Source organism: Streptomyces neyagawaensis, from assembly GCF_023516595.1.
Lineage (GTDB): Bacteria > Actinomycetota > Actinomycetes > Streptomycetales > Streptomycetaceae > Streptomyces > Streptomyces neyagawaensis.
Genome location: NZ_JAMGBG010000123.1, coordinates 1 through 17,293, shown reverse-complemented (window position 1 = coordinate 17,293; position 17,293 = coordinate 1). Strand labels below are relative to the sequence as shown.

Below are 17,293 nucleotides of genomic sequence, written 5' to 3'. Positions count from 1 at the left end.
CGCCGCGTGGCGGTGGGGCGACTGGATCAGCAGGTCCCTGAGAAGGCGGCGCGCCTTGTCGTCCAGACCGGCGTAGAACCTGTTCTTGTCCAAGGTCAGCCGGTCCGGGGGCCGTTCACGCCCGCAGGGGGTTCGCCCGTACCGCCGCCAGCAGGTACCAGGCCGTCGCGCCGGTGTGCCGGTACGGGTAGTAGCCGAAGCCGAAACCCGTGTCGAGGGGGCTGCTCGCGGAGACGATGCCGGAGCGCTCCGGGAGGGGACGGCCGCCGACCGTCTGGGCGGTGCCGAGGTGGTCCTGGGCGCGTTCGAGAGAGTCGAGCAGGCGCCGGGCGCGGTACTCGTCGCCGCGCGCCCCCCGGTCCCGGAACGCGAGCGCCAGATGGGCGGTCCCCTCGAACCACACGCCGTTGCGGTCCGGCTTCGGCTGGAACTCGGCGATCGGCTTGTCCTCGTCGGCCACGAGGCTCGCCGAGCTGAACGTGACCCCCTCGAACGACTGCCCGGCCGGCACCGTGCTGTTGCGGCGCTCGGAGTGGTCCAGGACGGCCAGTTCACCGGCCGCCCAGTCCAGCGACCGCGTGAAGCGGCGCGAGTCGAGCGCGAGATGGGTCCAGGTCTGGGTGTCCTCGGGAATGGGCGACTTGTTGACGGTGACCCCGTCGTTGGTGCCCGTGTAGAAGAAGCCGCCCGCCGGCTCCCACATGCGCCGCACGAACGCCTCCGCCCGCGCCGCGCGTTCCCGCCACACCCGGTCGCCGGTGAGCCGGGCGAGCCGCCCGAACAGGCAGACCAGATCCGTGTTGTGCTCGGTCGACGTGAACGGCAGCTTCTCGTTCGCCCCGTTCACACCGAACTTGTAGCCGCCGAGAGGCTCGTCCGTACGGCCGGTGCGCTCGATCCACTCCCCGATCCGCACCGCCGCCGCGAGGAACCGCCGGGCCCGTGTCCGCCGGGCCAGCGCGCTCAGCGCGATACCGGCCCACGCCATGTCCCCGACGGCCGTCCCCGTGAAGCCGAACTGCGTGCCGACGTTCGCGGTGCCGTCCGGCCGCACGAAGCCGTGCGGCTGCGGCACGCCGTCGAAGAAGACGTACGGTCCGACGTTGTACGCCTGCCGCAACCGGCCGTCGTCGTAGGCCGGGTCGTGCGCCTGGGCGTAGATCAGCGCGTCCCCGAGGGCGACGGCCCGGACCTCGCCGTCCCGCGTGCGCACCGCCAAGTGGGCGAGGATCGCGAGGGCGTTGTCGTACGTGAACGCCGTGCTGAACAGGTTCGCCTGGTCGGTGTAGCTCTGCGTCAGCCGGACGGTGCCGTGGTCCGGGTAGGCGTCCATGGCGGCGGCGAGGAAGGACTGCGCACGCCGTCGGGCCGACCCGCCGGGGGCCTTGGTGGCGCCGGGCACCTGCCTGGCGGTAACCCCGGGTGCCGCGTGGGCCGTGCCGGAGAGGCCGGTCGCGGTGAGCGCCGCCACGCCGAAGCCGAGCAGCGCGCGACGGCTGGGGGTCGGACCTGGTCTGCCGGTCATGGTTCTCCCTTGGAGTGCGGGACATCAGGCGACACCTGACGTTTGAGAGCGCTCTCAGAGCACGCGCGCTCATTGTGCTGGCGCTCCTGATCCGGGTCAACGGCTGTGACGGGCGCGCCGGTTGGGACACCCCTCTGGTCTGCGGCCGTACCCCGGCCGTACCCCGGCCGCGCCACCGCCGTCGCCGTCGCCGTCGCCACCGCCGCCGTGGCTCAGCGGCGGAGCGCCTCCACCGGTTCGACACGGGCGGCGCGCCACGCCGGGTAGAGGCCCGCGGCCCCGCCCGTGGCGAGGCCGATCAGCGGGCCGTCGTCACCACCAGCGGGTGGACCACAGGGGACCACTCCCGGGCCACCGCGACCGCCACCACCACGAGCACGCCGATGCTGGTCCGACCATGCCACCGAGGGCACCCAACGCCCGGCGGTGACCGCGGTGATGGGGACGACCAGTTCCCGGCCTTTCGTGGGGGCGGCCCGGATGGTGACGCGGACGTCCTGTCCGGACAGCTCGGCCCCGATCGGCTTGTCGGGGCGCAGGACGACGAGACAGCCGGAGCCGTCGGCGGTCCGCTCGTCCCCCGTGTCCTCTTCGCCGTCCTCGGTGTCGCGCCGCGGCGAACCGGGGGTGTCCGCGACGGAGACGAGCCGCGCGGAGAACCGCCGTTGCCCCAGCTCCGCGTGGATCTCCGCGGGCTGGCCGGTCTTCAGCAGGTCCACCTGGAGCTGGTTGACCCGGGCGTGGACGAGGAGCTGCCGGCCGAGACGGTCATCGCCCGCTCGCCCACCGCGCCGCCGACGTGCGCGTCCACCTTGTCGACGCGGGCCGGGAACCCGGAGAGGAAGACGACCTCGGCGGCGGGCAGTGTGGGCCCGGCGCTGTCCTCAGCGGCCCTGCGGTCGGCGCGCGCGGTGTCGCGGTCCTCGATGGCCCGGGCAAGCGTCCGCCGGGCGGTCCGCACGGCCCGCCGGGGCCTCGGTGCGGTCGTCGCCGGCGGCGGCGTTCGCAGGGTGGCGTAGGTGTCGAAGAGCGCGGTCCGCGCGTCCTCGACCGTGCGTTCCGCGGTGGTGAGTGCGGTGGCGGCGGCCTTCAGGGTCTCCCCGCCGTCGTCCGTCGCGGGCAGCGGCTCGTAGCCGATGGAGGAGTAGAAGGAAGCCAGGGCGGCCTTGGTGGCGGGGCCGACCCGCCACCCCTTTATCCGCCACCAGCGCACCACCCCGGCCCTGCCCCCTCGTCCCCGGAGCACCCGCCCGGCCCCGTCCCCTCGTCCCCGGAGCGCCCGCCCGGCAGCAGACCGGAGCCCCGGCCCGTGGCCGGTTCGCGCCCCCGCCGTTCGCCTCGGCCTGCCGCCGGGGTGCCTCTCACTCCGTCCGCAACGCCGTCGCCGTCCCCGCCCGTGCCGCCCAGCCGGCCGGGAGCAGGGCGCCCGCCACCGCGAGGACCAGCCCGCCCAGCGCGAGGAGCACCAGGACCGGTGGGTCGTAGACGGCGATGTCGGCGGCCGGTACGGACATGCCGATCGCGTCGCCCATAAGGGGGGTGACGGCACGGTGCAGGGCGACACCGACCGGCACCGCCACGACACCGGCGAGCAGACCGACCCCCGCGACCGAGGTCACGACCATCGCGACGGTCTGGCGGGGCGTCATCCCGAGCGCCTTGAGGACACCGAGGTCACGGACCCGGTCACGGGTGTCGAGGACGACCGTGTTGAGCGCGCCGAGCCCCGCGACCACGACCAGCATCAGCGTGAGCATCCCGATCAGCGCGTCCATGGCCACGATCACACCGGAGGTGCCGGGGGTACCGGTCCTGGCGACGGCGCCCACTCCGGCCGCTTTCAGCGCGCCGTTCAACGAGTCGAGGTACCGCGCAGGATCGGTGCCGGGTTCCGTCCGTACATGGAACTGTCCGGGCCGGGCGTCGGCGCCGAGCCCGAGGTCGGCGAGCGTGGTGGTCGAGGTGAGCAGTGCCATGCTGCCGCCCTCGGTGAAGAACGCCGCCCCGACGATCCGTACGGTTGTCCGCCGCCCGTCGTCCGTGAGCGTCACCGTGTCCCCGACCCCGATCCCGGCCGCGTCGAGGAACCGCTCGGTGACCACCGCCTCGCCCGCTCCGTCGAGCCAGCGCCCCGAGACGATCTGCGGAGCGCCCCACGCCGAGTCGCCCTCGTACGCCACGACGGTCGTCGCCCCGGTGACCCCGGACGCCGCCACCTGGGCCTGGGCGGTGCCGTAGAACCGGGCGGTGCCCTCCTGCGCCCGCAACACGTCCGCCACGGCCCCCGGATCGGCCCGTTCTCCTTCCTCCTCGCCTCCGGCCCGGACGACGTCCGCGCCGGGCGGCCCCTGTCCGCCGCCGGCCTCGACGACCACGTCGGCGGCCGAGTTCAGCAGGCGCCCCTCCTGCACCGCGCCCAGCGTCAGCGCCAGCCCCACCGCGAAGGTGACGGACACCGCTCCGAACCCGACCGCCGCCGCGGTGACCAGCGACCGCCCCGGCCGCGCGAAGGGATGCGCCAGCCCGAGCCCGACCGCCCTCGGCAGTGGCACCCGCGGGGCGAGCCGCGACGTGAGCCGCCCGAGCCGTCCCGCTCCCCGCCCGGCCTCCCCGGCCGTGCGCCCCACGGTGATCGCCTCGACCGTCCGCAGCCGTCCCGCCCGCAGCGCCGGGACGAGCGCGGCACCCACGACCAGGACGAGCGCGCCCACCGGCACCGCCACGTCGATCCACAGCGGGACCGTCGTCGTGGGAGCCCCGACCACGTCGCCCGCCTCCGCGAGCACCGGCACGGCGAGCGCGTTGCCCAGCCCCACCCCCAGCACGCAGCCGACGGCCGCCGGTACGAACGCCTGTGCCACGTAGGCCCGTACGACCTGTCCCGGAGTGAACCCGAGCGCCTTGAGCACCCCGATCCGACGCGTCGCGGCCCCCACCGCCCCGCCGACCACAATCCCGATGACGAGCACCGAGAGGAACAGCCCGAGTCCGCCGAAGGCCACCAGGAACGGCACGAACGCCATCGCGTTCGCCGTCTGCTCCTGCTTCACCGTGAGATACGACCGCGCCCCGGTCATCACCCCCTCCGGCACGGCCCCGGCGACCGCGGCCCGCCCGGCGGCCACGTCGGTGGCGGTACGGGCGTCGTGGAAGCGGTAGTACATCTCGTACGAGTACGAGTACGAGTACGCAGACGGAGCCGAAGACGAAGACGGGCGAGAAGTCCCGGCCGCATCAGTGGCCCCCGACGGCGCCCCAGCCGGCGCCCCAGCCAGCCCCTTCGCCTGGTCCGGGGTGACCCACGCGTCCGCGGTGCCCGTGACGGATCGCGCGACGCCCACCACGGTCAGCGTCGGACTGCCCGGCGCGTCCGGGATCGTGAGGCGCGCCCCCGGCCTCAGGGGCACCTCGCTCTCGTCCACGGCGATCTGACCCGCCCGGGAGGGCCACGCACCCTCGACGAGCTGGATCCGGTCGACAGGCCCCGAGGCGTCGGCCCGGCCGACGACGGTCAACGGCGGAAGATCGACCCCGGCGGGCACGAACTCCGACCGCGAGGCGGTACGCGGCCGCACGGAGAGACTGAGGAAGGGCCCGGCGGCGGCAGCCACCCCCGCGGCCTCGGCGGTGGCCTTCACCTCGGCGGCCGAGGCACGCGCACCGTCGAACTGCCCCACCAGATGCGCCCCACGCTGCTCGGCGAATGCCCGTTCGAAGGGTGCCCGCGCGGCGACCAGCAGTCCGGCCGCGAGGACCGAGGCGGTGACAGCCATCAGCGTCGTCAGCACCATCACCGCGGTCTGCACCCGCCGCCGCCCCACTCCGGCGCGCACCACCTTCCCGAGGGCGCTCACCACCCCACCCCCGCCGCGCCCCCACCCGGACGCCGACCGGGACCACCCCGCGGACCACCACCCCAGTCGCCCCCTGCGCCACCGGCGCCGGCGCCGTCAGTGGTCACATCCCGGATGATCCGGCCGTCCACCAGCTCGATCGTCCGCTGGGCGCAGGAACGGGCGAGATCCAGGTCATGGGTGACGAGGACGATCGTCTGCCCGTCGGCGTGGAGGTCGGTGAGCAGTCGCCGTACGTCGTCGCCGGACGCCGTGTCCAGCGCGCCGGTGGGCTCGTCGGCGAGCAGCAGCGCCGGACGGTTCATCAGGGCCCTTGCGACGGCGACGCGTTGCCGTTCGCCGCCGGAGAGTCGTCCGGGATACGCGTCGGTGTGCCGGTCGACCCGCAGGTACTCCAGCAGGCTCGCGGCCCGTCGACGTGCCTCACCGCCGGGCATCCCCGCCAACTGGGCGGGCAGCAGCACGTTGTCGCCGACGGTCAGGTCGTCGAGCAGGTTGAAGAACTGGAAGACCATGCCGACCTTGGCCCTCCGGTAACGCGCGGAGCCCGCCTCGTTCAGCTCGTCCACCCGTACGCCGTCGACCGTGACGCTTCCCGAACTGGGCCGGTCCAGCCCGGCGATCAGGTTCAGCAGCGTCGACTTGCCGCTCCCCGAGGGCCCGATGACGCTCACGGCCTCACCGGCCCGCACGCTCAAGGTGACACCGGAGAGCGCGGGCGGCCCTTCGCCGCCGTACGCCCGGCTCACCTCACGGATGTCGATGACGGGCGCGGCGACGGCCCCGTTCATGGCCGTACTCGCGGTCGTGGTCGATGCCACGAGACCTCCCCAGGACGGTGGTTGATGACGCACCACGACGCTAGGAAGCGTGGGGCACCCGGTCGTCACCCACGGCGACGACCTCGCCTGCCGCCTACGACGGACCCGTGCGGGGCGTCATCCCTGAGATGTACGCGGAGGATGCAGGCCCCGTCCGCACGGAGAACGATGTGGCGCCCGGACCCGCTTGCCAGACTGTGCGCATGGGCGGCGGGGCGACAACGACACGGGCGATGCGATGCCGATGCGCACGGGGCTGACGAACCGAAGGCGATGGACGCAGCCGGACTCTGGGCGGAAGGCGAACACCGATCGGAGCCCGAACCCGGACACCGATCGGAGCCCGAACCCGAACGGCGACCGGAACCCGCACCCGGACGGCGAACGGAGCCCGCACGCACCGCGGTGGTCAGGACGACTCCGGGCGGCGCGGTTGCCGTCCCCCTTGCGTCGCCGCCTCTCACGCCTCACCCCGCCGACGTTCCTCTCCCCCGTCCTCACGCCGGTCCCGCTCCCCCGCCCCTCCCGCTGGATGTGGACGGCCGACGCGACTCTGGCGCTCCTCCTCGCCGTGTGCACGGTGGTCACGGCGCTGCGCCAGGGGACGGGCACGATCCTGCTGCCGCCCGGCCCGCTGGAGGCGCCGCTCCCAGGAGCCGTACCGGCGCCGCCGGTCGTACCGTCCCTGCCCGGGGCACCCCCGGAATCGCACCTCGTCCCCGTCCACGCCTGGCAGTTGATCCTCGCCGCCCTGACCGCGCTGCCCCTGGCCGTGCGACGCCGCTGGCCGCTGGCGGCGTTCTGGGCGGTGACCGGTGCGGCGCTGCTGTTCAACCAGCGCCTGGTGGCCGGTGACACCACCGTGTACACGTTCCTGTCGTGCGTGATCGCCGCGTACAGCGCGGCTGTGCACAGCCCGCACCGGCTGGGCGCGATCGCGAGCCTCGTGGCGGGCGCCGGCCTGATCGCGGCGTACCCCGAAGAGAACTTCCCGTACCTCACTCCCAGTGTGATCCCGTTCGTCGCCCTGCTCGGTGTGGGCCTGGGCGCCAACGCGATCCACACCTGGAAGCAGCGCGTACACGCCCTGAAGGACGAGCAGGAGACCGCGACCCGGCTGGCCGTCGACCGCGAACGTTCCCGTATCGCCGCCGAGTTGCACGACGTCGTCACCCACAATGTGAGCGTGATGGTGATCCAGGCGGGTGCGGCCCGCAAGGTGATGGACGCCGCGCCGGACCACGCCCGCGAAGCGCTGCTCGCCGTGGAGGCGAGCGGCCGCACGGCGATGTCCGAACTACGGCACGTCATGCACCTGTTGACGATGACGACGGAAGCCCTGGACGGATCGTCCCCCGTGCCGGCGCCGACGGATCCCGCCCTCTCCCCGCAACCGGGCCTGGCCGACGTGCCCGCCCTCGTGGACCGCGTACGCGGGACCGGCGTCCCGGTGGACCTCACCGTCACCGCGGCTCCGTCACCGCCGTCACCTCCGTCACCCACGTCCCCCCTGCCGCCCGGCGCGGACCTCGCCGCGTACCGGGTGGTGCAGGAGGCCCTGACGAACGCGGTGAAGCACGCGGCGGGCGCCCGCGTCGCGGTCACCGTCGAGCACACCCCCACCGCGGTCCGGGTGGAGGTGACGGACACGGGCGGCACCCCCGCCCCCGAGGCCACGGCGGGCACCCGCCGGGGCCTGCTGGGCCTCCGCGAACGCCTCGCGGTCAACGGAGGCACCCTCAGCACGGGCCCACGCCCCACGGGCGGCTACCGCGTCGAAGCGGTGATCCCCCGGAACGGCACGGAGAAGACGCCATGACCCCACCGTCGCCCAACCCCCCTTTGCCGCCCGGTTCCGAGCCGACCCCGGACTCCACGCCCCCGCCCGGCTCCCCGCTGTCCCCCGGCTCCGCACCTCCGCCCCGTGTGGTGATAGCGGACGACCAAGCCCTGGTCCGCACCGGCTTCAGCATGATCCTGACGGCAGACGGCATGGACGTGGTGGCGCAGGCGGCCGACGGCGACGAGGCAGTGGACGCGGTCCACCGCACCCACCCGGACCTGGTGCTGATGGACATCCGCATGCCCGGCAAGGACGGTCTGGAGGCGACCCGCGAGATCCTCGCGGCCGATTTGCCGACGCCGCCCCGCATCGTCATGCTGACCACGTTCGACCTGGACCGTTACGTGTACGCCGCCCTCGCGGCGGGTGCCAGCGGCTTCCTTCTCAAGGACGTCACCCCGGAGCACCTGGTGGCCGCCGTCCGCCTGGCCCGCACCGGCGACGCCCTCCTGGCCCCGACGATCACGCGCCGCCTCATCGAACGCTTCCTGTCCCCCACCCCGGACACCCCAGCTCTCCACCGGGACCTGACGCCCCTCACCCCCCGGGAACGCCAGATCCTCCACGCCCTGGCCACGGGCCTCAGCAACGCCGAACTCGCCACGCACTTCCACCTGAGCGAGGCCACCGTGAAAACCCACGTGGCCCGCATCCTCGCCAAACTGAACCTCCGCGACCGCGCCCAGGCGGTGGTCGTCGCCTACGAGTCGGGCCTGATCACGCCGGGCACCACGGCTGCCGCCCCCTGACCGGGGCCGGGCCCCCGGGTCTCTCCCCAAGCCCCCGGGAGTCCTCGTCGCGAGCCGGCCACAGCACCGACAGGTCGCCACCGTGAAGCCGACAGGCGGTCACGCGCCCCTCCCGGGACTGGGCGAAGACGTACGCCTCGTCGTCGATCACCCCGACGGCGACCTCGTGGACGAGGCGGGCGAACGTGGCAAGGGTGGTGAGATACCGCCCCGAGACCGGGTCCCACATCCGTACGGTGCCGGCGCTGTCCCCGGTGACCAGCAGCGGACGGCCGCGGACGGTGGCCAGGGCGAGGCAGGTCACCGTGGCCCCAGGGTTCTCGACGACCGCCACTGGCCGCCCGTCGCGGGCGTCACCGATCCGGACCTCGCGCCCCACTCCGGTGGCGAAGACGTCCCGCCCGGCGACGGAGCCGAGGGCCAGACCGGCGTCACCCCCCTCGAACCGTTCGAGTAGCTTCCCCCGCACCGGATCCCACAACTGAACCAGCCCCAGCCCCCGGTGACCGGTCGCGAGAACGGTCCGCCCACCCACCGTCCCGAACGCAAGGGCACTCAACCGCCCGGGGGCGTCTACGCTGCCGAGGACCTCACCGGTCGCGGCGTCCCACACGGTCACCGGCCCACTGGTGTCGGCCTCGGCGAGGAGGAACACGCGTCTGGCGTCGGCGGCACGCCGACCGGGCAGGAGCACACGCCGCCCGGTGTCCCCGAGAGCCACGAACCGCGACCAGCTGTACGGAGACCTGCGCAGCTCCCGCACGACCGCCCCGGTCTCCGGATCGCACAGGGACACACCGTGGCCGATCCCGGCGACGGCGACCAGCGGCACACCGTCCACCGCACCCGAGGCGACGGCCACACCACGGCTCTCCCCGTGCTGGTAGTCGTCACAGCGGGGAATGGCTGTACGACCGACCGCCCGCCCGGTCACCGGATCGATCAGCGCGACCTGGTAATCACCCCCGACCGCCAGAACGGGCCGCTGCCCCCCGTCCACGCCGAGCGCCAGCCCACCGGCGACGGGCTCCCCCGCCCCCCGGAACGGGACGGGTACGTCCGACAGCACGATGCCGTGATCGTCCTGCTCCGTACGGTCGAGGTACCCGGTGTTGGCGGTGGCGAGCAGGGTCCCACCGTCGACCGCGCCGAAGGCACCGGTCAGAAAGGGCCCGGCATGCACGGGCAGCACGCCGCCCCCTTCACCGCCCAACACCCTGACCCGAACCTGAACGCCATCGACCCAGGCACCACGGTCCCGACGAACAACAGTGGCGAGCACGATCGGCACCCCCTCACCCCCGCTCCCGCCGCTCCCGCCGCTCCCTCGGCTTCCCCTGCTCCCCAGGGCCCCCACGGCAAGGACCGACTCCGACTCGCTCAGCGGGAACCGCGCGACGACCCTCCCGGCGGGCCCCCGCGCCGGATCCCACAGGAGGACGGTCTGCTGCCACTCACGGGCGTCCCACCCGACGCCGCCCTCCTCGACCACCAGGACGAGCACCTCGCGCCCGTCCCAGACGCCACCGGCGAGGGGCGCGACGAACGGCGGAAGCCGGAAGCCGTCGTACGCACCGGACCACTGAGCGAGGGGCGCGACGGACTGGACGGCGGCCTCTCCGTTCCCGATGCCCCACACCCGCACCCCGTCGCCGCACACGCCGGCCACGGCGCCACGTCCACCGACGGCCGTGGCGACGAGACCGAGGACCACCTCATCCGACTCGAACAGCCGGACGAGATGATGCCCGGTGAGCGGCTCATACAGATCCACGCGGCCCGAGTCATCCCCATCGTCATCGTCGGCGTCGCCCCCGGAGGCGAGGGCGAGCACGTCCCGCCCGTCGTCGAGCGCCACGAAGGCGCCGGCCCGCGCGTACCCGGAAGGTACGGAGAAGGAGGCCACCACCTCCCCCGTACCGGGATCCCAAACTCGTACGGCGCCATCCGCAGCCCCACTGACCAGGACCGAACGCCCACCGACGACACCGAACTCCAACAGGGTGGGCACCGCGCCGCTGTGCGCGGTGAGCGTGGACAACAACTCACCGGAGCGCGGGTCCCAGAGCCGCACACCCCCGTCCCGCCCACCACTGGCAAGAACGGCTCGTTCCCCGACCGCACCGAATGCCAGCGCATGCACCTGCACTTGCGCCTGCGCAGGATCCTCACTGTGCCCGGCCAGCCGCCGGTGAAAGGCCGACCGCCCCTCTTCACCACTCCAGACAGGCACCCACCCCGCCGACTCACCAAGACCGAGCGCGTCCTCCCCCTCGGCCGGCTCGAGCGCCTCGGGTTCCTCGCACTGAACCATCGCCTGAAGCACGGCGGCCCGGTCGTCCGGCGCCGCCGCACGCAGCCGATCAAGGGCCCTCCAGTAGGCACGCAGCAAGGGCGAACGGGAACGATCGACCGGGTGGAGGACGCGGGCAAGCCGATCCGGATCGGCGAAGGCCAGGAACCGGGCGTCGAGGACCAGTTCCTCCAACCGCCCGGCGGCGGCCGCGAGGTCGGCCAGATGCTCCCGCAGCAGAGAGGGGGCCAGACACCAGTCGCGGCGCCCGCCCGCGTCCCGGGGAACCAGGCCGAGCAGAGCATCGACAAGCCCGGAAGCCGCCCCCGAATCCCCCTGCCCAAGAAGCCCGGACGAAGCCTCGGCGGCCAAGTCATCCCCAACGGCACGAGCCAGCGCGGCAAGTACGTCCTTGTCCACGGAGCACCTCATCTCCCAACCCCCCAAGGACGACTGACGCCCCGTACGATCATCCGCCCACCCGCTTCCTCCCCTCTGCCCCTCTGACTCTCCGCCCCTCCGCCCTCTCCGATCACCCACCCACTCCACCGCTCCGCTCTCACCTGAGGCCAGAATGAACGACCAACCCACCCCACACATCCCTCACCCGCAACAACTCGGGAAGGGACACCCGTTCCGCCAGTGGAAGACGTGGAAGATACCCGGCACCGAACTGACCCTGACCGGTTACTCCCGGGCGAACGACAAGACGTTCTTCCACATCCCCGAACTCCGCTGCAGCCTCGACGCGGGCCTGGCGGAAGGCCGACAGGTGGAGTCGGTGTTCCTGACGCACACCCACCTCGACCATTCCAAGGACCTCGACTACCTGGCCGCCAGGGACGGGGGCGTGGACATCTACCTCCCGGCCGAAGCGGAACCGTACGCGGAGGCCTACCTGCGCGCCGCGACCGAACTGAACCACGGACCGACGTTCGATCCGTCCCGCGCCCCGGAGTACCGTCTGCACGGCGTGCGGCAGGGTGACGAGTTCACGGCGGGCGGCCGAAAGAACTACACGGTCCGGGTCGTCGAGTGCCTGCACAAGGTGCCCTGCGTGGGCTACTGCTTCGCGGAGACCAAGAAGATCCTGAAGCCGGAGTACGAAGCCTTGAAGACGTCGATGCTGGCGTCGGGCAAGGGACGGGAATTCGGCCGGCTCATCGCACAGAAACGAAAGGACGCCGGTGACGCCGCGATCTACGAGGAAGTGGCCCGCCCCCTCTTCGCGTTCCTCGGAGACACACACGCGAGCGCCTTCACCCGAAACCCGTGGCTGTTCGACTACCCGGTCATCATCACCGAGTGCACCTACCTGGACGACGCCCAGATCCCCCGGGCCCGCCAGGTCGGCCACACCGTATGGAGCGAACTCCGCCCGGTGATCGCGTCCCACCCGGACACCCTCTTCGTCCTGACGCACTTCAGCCTGCGCCATTCCGACCGAGAGATCATCGACTTCTTCAACCATGAACTCACCACGGGCGCGATCCCCCACCCGGACAACATCGTCGTCTGGGCCCACCCGGAAAGCCACCTACCAGAACAACACCAACAACACACCTGACCCGAGGCCCCGCAAAGCCCCACACAGCAAAAACCCCAGATCAGAATCCTGACCTGGGGTTCCAAGTGGAGCCGCCTTCGGGATTCGAACCCGAGACCTACGCATTACGAGTGCGTTGCTCTGGCCATCTGAGCTAAGGCGGCGCGCCGTCCGCACTATGGTGCGATCAGCAACGTCGGTAAGTCTACACAGTTTCTGAGGTGCTCCGAACCAGGGTCCGGAGCACCCCTGCGGCCCGGCGGCGCGGACCCTGGGGCAGGGTCGCACGCCTCGCCTCCCGTCCGTCGGCCGAGGCGCCCGTCAGGACGGTGAGCAGCGCTTTCCCTCCGCGGGAGGCGTGCCGCGCAGCAGATACGTGTTGATCGCAGAGTCGACGCAGTCGCTGCCCCGCCCGTACGCCGTGTGCCCGTCGCCGTCGTACGTGAGGAGGCGGGCGGAGGTGAGCTGGGAGGCCAGGGCCTGGGCCCAGCGGTACGGCGTGGCGGGGTCGCGGGTGGTGCCGACCACCACGATCGGGGCGGCGCCCTTCGCCTCGATCCGGTGCGGTCCCCCCGTCGGCTTCACCGGCCAGTACGCACAGTTCAGCGACGCCCACGCCAGGGCCCGGCCGAACACCGGGGACGCCTTCTCGAACGCGGGCAGCGCCCGCTCCACCTCGTCCGGGGTCGCGTAGGCCGCGGGGAGGTCGAGGCAGTTCACGGCCGCGTTGGCGTACATCAGGTTGGAGTAGTTGCCGTCGGCCTCCCGTTCGAAGTAGCCGTCGGAGAGGGCCAGCAGTCCGGCGCCGTTCTGGTCCCGGACGGCCTGGGTGAGGGCCTGGCGGAGCCGCGGCCACGCCCCCTCGTCGTACATCGCCGCGATCACCCCCGTCGTCGCCAGGGATTCGCCCAGCTTCCGCCTGCCCGCCTCACCGGTCGGCAGGGGCCGCGCGTCCAGGCGCTCGAAGAGGGCGCTCAGGTTGGTGCCGACCTGTGCCGGCGTGCGCCCCAGCGGGCAGTCGTCCCTGCGTGCGCAGTCCTCCGCGAACGCCTGGAAGGCGGTCTCGAAGCCCGCCGTCTGCTCCTGGTTCAGCCGGTCCGCGCTCAGCGACGGGTCCAGCGCCCCGTCCAGCACCAGCCGGCCGGCCCGCTCCGGGAACAGTCCCGCGTAGGTCGCGCCGAGGAACGTCCCGTACGAGGCGCCGACGTACGTCAGCTTCCGGTCCCCGAGCACGGCCCGCAGGACGTCCATGTCACGGGCCGCCTCGACGGTGGACACATGCCGCAGCAGCTTCGGCGCCCGCGCCCCGCACCCTTCCGCGAACCGCTTGTACGCGGCGACCAGCGCGTCCTTCTCCGCCCCGTCGTCCGGGGTGAGGTCCGTCTGCGTGTACGCGTCCATCTCGCGGCCGGTGAGGCACTCGATCCCCTGGCTGCCGGCCACGCCCCGCGGGTCGACGGCGACCATGTCGTACCGCGCGCGGATCTGCGCCGGGTAGGTGACGCCCGCGTAACCCTGGAGGTAGCCGATGGCCGAGCCGCCCGGGCCGCCCGGGTTGACCAGCAGCGAACCGAGCCGCTTCCCCGGGCCGGTGGCCTTCTTGCGCGAGACCGCCAGCTTGATGTCGCCCTCGCCCGGGTCCGCGTAGTCCAGGGGCGCCTTCAGCGTGGCGCACTGAAAGCCCGGCGCCTCGCAGTCGCGCCAGCGCAACTTCTGCTCGTAGTACGGCGCGAGCGCGGTGGGCGTCGCGCGGGGCAGCGGGCCGAGCGCGGGCGCCCCGTCGTCCGCCGTCGCGGCCCGGCTCGCACCGCCGGAGGAACAGGCCGACACGAGCAGCGCGGCGGCGGCGAGCAACGCGCCGCCGATGCGCGAGGACCGATTCGGCCGGGAAGTACGCCTGGTTCGCATCTCGCGAGCGTAACCACAGCCACCCGAATGATCACGAACAGCGACGAATGCTCCTCGTACGAGTGACTCCGTCAACCGAACGCCCGCCCGTACTCACCCGAACGCCCCGCCACCACTGACCCAAAACGCCGCCACCACTGACCCGGACGCCGCCGCGCCCCACTCGCCGAGGCACCAAGCGCGCCCCTCACCACCGTCAGCCGGACCGCAGAGCCATGGTCATGGCCTCCACCGCCAACAGCGGGGCGACGTTCCGGTCCAGCGCCTCCCGGCAGGCCGCGATCGCGTCGATCCGCCGCAGCGTCGCTTCAGGCGTCCCGTCGCGGGCCATCCGCTCCAGCACGTCCTGGACCTCGATGTTGGCGAGGGCGACCCGCGATCCCAGTTGCAGGGCCAGCACATCCCGGTAGAAGCCGGTGAGCTCGGTCAGCGCCAGATCCAGGCTGTCCCGCTGGGCCCGGGTACGGCGCCGCTTCTGCTTGTCCTCCAAGTCCTTCATCACACCCGCCGTGCCGCGCGGCATCCGCCCGCCCTGCACGGCCCCGAGCGCCGCCTTCAGCTCCTCGGTCTCCTTGGTGTCGACCTCTTCCGCCAGCTGCTTGGACTCCTCGGAGGCCGCGTCCACCAGCTCCTGCGCGGCCTTGAAGCATCCGCCGATGTCCTCGATCCGCAACGGCAGCTTCAGTACGGCGGCTCTGCGCTCCCGCGCCCGCGGATCGGTCGCCAGCCGCCGCGCCCGTTCGATGTGCCCCTGGGTGGCCCGGGCGGCGACCGCAGCCGCCTCCGGCTCGATGCCCTCACGCCGTACGAGCATGTCCGCCACGGCGTCCACCGACGGCGTGAGCAGCCCGACGTGCCGGCATCGCGAGCGAATGGTCGGCAGCACGTCCTCCAGCGAGGGGGCGCACAACAGCCAGACCGTCCGGGGAGCGGGCTCCTCCACGGCCTTGAGCACCGCGTTCGCCGACTTCTCGTTCAACCGCTCGGCGTCCTCGACGAGGATGACCTGCCACCGCCCGTTCGCGGGCGACGTGAACGACTTGCGGACCGTGTCCCGCATGTCCTCGGCGAGGATCTGCGTGCCCACGGCCGCCACGGTCGTCACATCGGCGTGCGTCCCCACCAGCGCCGTATGGCACCCGTCGCAGAAGCCGCACCCCGGGCTCCCCCCGAGCGCGCGGTCCGGACTCACGCACTGCAACGCCGCCGCGAACGCCCGCGCCGCCGTGTTCCGCCCCGCTCCCGGGGGCCCCGTGAACAGCCAGGCATGCGTCATCTTCGAGGCCTCGGGAGGCGGCCCCCCTGTCTCCGCCGCCGTGACGATGGCATCCGCGTCCCGGGCGGCCGCGTCCAGCTGTCCGCTCAGCCGCTCCTGCCCCACCAGGTCGTCCCACACGGTCATGCCCCCACCGCCCTCCGTCCCAACAACCGAACCCGACCCCCGTCGCCCCCATTCTGCGCGACCCCACTGACACCACCGACCCGACGGGAGGGAGCGGCCGCGGGCGCACACCCTTCGGGCGCCCCCAGAGGGAACAGTCGCGTCCCCTCCACCGCACGCCCGGAGGGGCCAGCCGCGGACGCACACCCCCACCCCCACGCGCCCGGCGCAGACGCGTACCCCTCCACCGCGCGCCCGGAGGAGACGGCCGCAGACGCGCCCCCCACGCGGCTCGGCGCAGACGCGCACCCCCTCCCCCGCGCGCCCGGAGGAGACGGCCGCAGACGCGCCCCCCACGCGGCTCGGCGCAGACGCGCACCCCCACCCCCGCGCGCCCGCCCCCGCACGGGAGGGGCCGTGCCGGTGTGTCAAGCCCGTCGCGTAGAGAAGCACAGAGAACAGCTCCCCACGAACCCCCGAGCAGTAGGGCACCAATCGACGGGCTGACACACCGGCACGGCCCCGCCCCCCAACGCACCGCAGGCGCCCCGAACAGCGGGACTCAGCCCAGTCACGCCGAAAGCCCAACCCCGGCGCGAACGAGGCTCAGCCCCGCCGCCGCCCCCAGCCACGACCGCGCCTCTCGTCCGGATCGTCCGAGTCGTGCGACCCCAGCAGCTCGTCCGCCAACGTCGGCAGATCGTCGAGCGGCGTCTCCTCGGCCCAGTCGGACCGCTGCCGACGCCGAGGAGCCCCCTCCTCGTCGACCTGCGGCAGCTCCCGCGTCCGCTCCCCGGCCCCGTCCGGCGCGGGCCGCTCGTCCCGGAAGAACCCCGGCGGCACCCGATCCTCACGCACCGGCGGCAGCACAGCGGTCTCGTCGGCCGCCCCCGGAGGCACCGGCGGCACCGGCGGCAGCACCGCGGTCTCATCCTCCGCCCGCGCCTGTGCCCGCGCCCCCGCCCCGAACTCGGACGTGGACCCAGCCCCCTCATCCGACGGCTCGGGCGGCCGAGGCAGCTTCGCCGTGGTCTCGGAATCGGTCGCTCCCCCGGGCCGAACCGGCGGCAGCACCGCCGTCTCGTCCCACGGCCCCCCGGACACGTTCGTGGGCGTCACCACAGGCGTGGGCACGGTGACATCACCCGAACCGCCCCGCTCAGCCCCATCACGCCCGCCAGCCCCGCCACGCGGCTCAGCCCCGTCGCCCCGCTCAGCTCGACCGCCACGCCCCCCGTCGCCGTCAGCCCCCCGAGAAGCCTCGCCATCCCGAGGCGCCGCAGCCGCAGCCTCCGCCTCAGCCGCCCGGGCAGCCGCCGCGGCCCGCTCCGCCGCAGCGGCCCGCTCCGCCTCGGCTGCCGCCGCTGCCGCCC

At 73.3% G+C, this 17,293-nt stretch carries 12 protein-coding genes, 1 tRNA gene and 1 pseudogene; 4 read left to right on the top strand and 10 right to left on the bottom strand.

The window, feature by feature from the left end; genetic code table 11:
* Positions 1-115 precede the first annotated feature (115 nt).
* From M8J73_RS35695 to M8J73_RS35675, 5 genes are all read right to left on the bottom strand, one after another.
* A complete protein-coding gene (locus M8J73_RS35695; protein WP_055541372.1) occupies positions 116-1,525 on the bottom strand; it encodes a hypothetical protein in 1,410 nt (469 codons plus the stop codon).
* Positions 1,526-1,737: 212 nt separating this feature from the next.
* Positions 1,738-2,244: a hypothetical protein gene (locus tag M8J73_RS45645; protein ID WP_055541371.1), complete on the bottom strand. Its 507-nt coding sequence runs from the start codon at positions 2,242-2,244 to the stop codon at positions 1,738-1,740.
* Positions 2,232-2,741: a hypothetical protein gene (locus M8J73_RS35685; RefSeq protein ID WP_249829533.1), complete on the bottom strand. Its 510-nt coding sequence runs from the start codon at positions 2,739-2,741 to the stop codon at positions 2,232-2,234. The genes M8J73_RS45645 and M8J73_RS35685 overlap by 13 nt, the downstream gene beginning before the upstream one ends.
* A 145-nt stretch (positions 2,742-2,886) precedes the next feature.
* Positions 2,887-5,379, bottom strand: coding sequence for an FtsX-like permease family protein (locus tag M8J73_RS35680; RefSeq protein ID WP_249829532.1), 2,493 nt, complete (start codon positions 5,377-5,379; stop codon positions 2,887-2,889).
* Positions 5,376-6,170 carry an ABC transporter ATP-binding protein gene (locus M8J73_RS35675; RefSeq protein WP_249829551.1) on the bottom strand — a complete coding sequence of 265 codons (795 nt, stop codon included), beginning with the start codon at positions 6,168-6,170 and terminating at the stop codon, positions 5,376-5,378. Before M8J73_RS35675 ends, M8J73_RS35680 begins: the two co-directional genes overlap by 4 nt.
* A gap of 475 nt (positions 6,171-6,645) precedes the next feature.
* On the opposite strand from M8J73_RS35675, the gene M8J73_RS35670 reads away from it, so the two are divergent.
* Together M8J73_RS35670 and M8J73_RS35665 are read left to right on the top strand one after the other, a co-directional pair.
* Positions 6,646-8,019, top strand: a complete 1,374-nt coding sequence (locus tag M8J73_RS35670) for a sensor histidine kinase (RefSeq protein WP_249829531.1) — start codon at positions 6,646-6,648, stop codon at positions 8,017-8,019.
* On the top strand, positions 8,016-8,792 hold the full coding sequence (locus M8J73_RS35665) for a response regulator (protein ID WP_274757609.1): 777 nt from the start codon (positions 8,016-8,018) through the stop codon (positions 8,790-8,792). The genes M8J73_RS35670 and M8J73_RS35665 overlap by 4 nt, the downstream gene beginning before the upstream one ends.
* On the opposite strand, the gene M8J73_RS35660 is transcribed toward M8J73_RS35665, so the two are convergent.
* Positions 8,761-10,866, bottom strand: coding sequence for a WD40 repeat domain-containing protein (locus M8J73_RS35660; protein WP_249829530.1), 2,106 nt, complete (start codon positions 10,864-10,866; stop codon positions 8,761-8,763). The two genes, M8J73_RS35665 and M8J73_RS35660, sit on opposite strands and share 32 nt — an antisense overlap.
* A 63-nt stretch (positions 10,867-10,929) precedes the next feature.
* Between M8J73_RS35660 and M8J73_RS35655 the strand changes: the two genes are divergently transcribed.
* Positions 10,930-11,592, top strand: coding sequence for a hypothetical protein (locus M8J73_RS35655; protein ID WP_249829529.1), 663 nt, complete (start codon positions 10,930-10,932; stop codon positions 11,590-11,592).
* A gap of 67 nt (positions 11,593-11,659) precedes the next feature.
* Positions 11,660-12,652 (top strand): MBL fold metallo-hydrolase, encoded by a 993-nt coding sequence (locus tag M8J73_RS35650; RefSeq protein ID WP_055542196.1) that lies wholly within the window; start codon positions 11,660-11,662, stop codon positions 12,650-12,652.
* A 66-nt stretch (positions 12,653-12,718) separates the two neighbouring features.
* Here M8J73_RS35650 and M8J73_RS35645 read toward each other — a convergent pair.
* The 4 genes and pseudogenes from M8J73_RS35645 to M8J73_RS45800 form a co-directional block, all read right to left on the bottom strand.
* A tRNA-Thr gene (locus M8J73_RS35645) sits at positions 12,719-12,795 on the bottom strand.
* A gap of 157 nt (positions 12,796-12,952) precedes the next feature.
* Positions 12,953-14,539, bottom strand: a complete 1,587-nt coding sequence (locus M8J73_RS35640) for an alpha/beta hydrolase (protein WP_055542197.1) — start codon at positions 14,537-14,539, stop codon at positions 12,953-12,955.
* Between the two features lie 196 nt (positions 14,540-14,735).
* Positions 14,736-15,941 (bottom strand): DNA polymerase III subunit delta', encoded by a 1,206-nt coding sequence (locus M8J73_RS35635; protein ID WP_055542198.1) that lies wholly within the window; start codon positions 15,939-15,941, stop codon positions 14,736-14,738.
* Between the two features lie 585 nt (positions 15,942-16,526).
* Positions 16,527-17,293, bottom strand: a pseudogene (locus tag M8J73_RS45800) (dTMP kinase); the annotation flags it as partial.

Coding starts and splice junctions, on each gene's coding strand:
- M8J73_RS35650 (WP_055542196.1), top strand. CDS start 11,660: ATGAACGACCAACCCACCCCACACATCCCTCACCCGCAACAACTCGGG.
- M8J73_RS35635 (WP_055542198.1), bottom strand. CDS start 15,941: ATGACCGTGTGGGACGACCTGGTGGGGCAGGAGCGGCTGAGCGGACAG.
- M8J73_RS35640 (WP_055542197.1), bottom strand. CDS start 14,539: ATGCGAACCAGGCGTACTTCCCGGCCGAATCGGTCCTCGCGCATCGGC.
- M8J73_RS35675 (WP_249829551.1), bottom strand. CDS start 6,170: ATGAACGGGGCCGTCGCCGCGCCCGTCATCGACATCCGTGAGGTGAGC.
- M8J73_RS35665 (WP_274757609.1), top strand. CDS start 8,016: ATGACCCCACCGTCGCCCAACCCCCCTTTGCCGCCCGGTTCCGAGCCG.
- M8J73_RS35655 (WP_249829529.1), top strand. CDS start 10,930: ATGCACCTGCACTTGCGCCTGCGCAGGATCCTCACTGTGCCCGGCCAG.
- M8J73_RS35695 (WP_055541372.1), bottom strand. CDS start 1,525: ATGACCGGCAGACCAGGTCCGACCCCCAGCCGTCGCGCGCTGCTCGGC.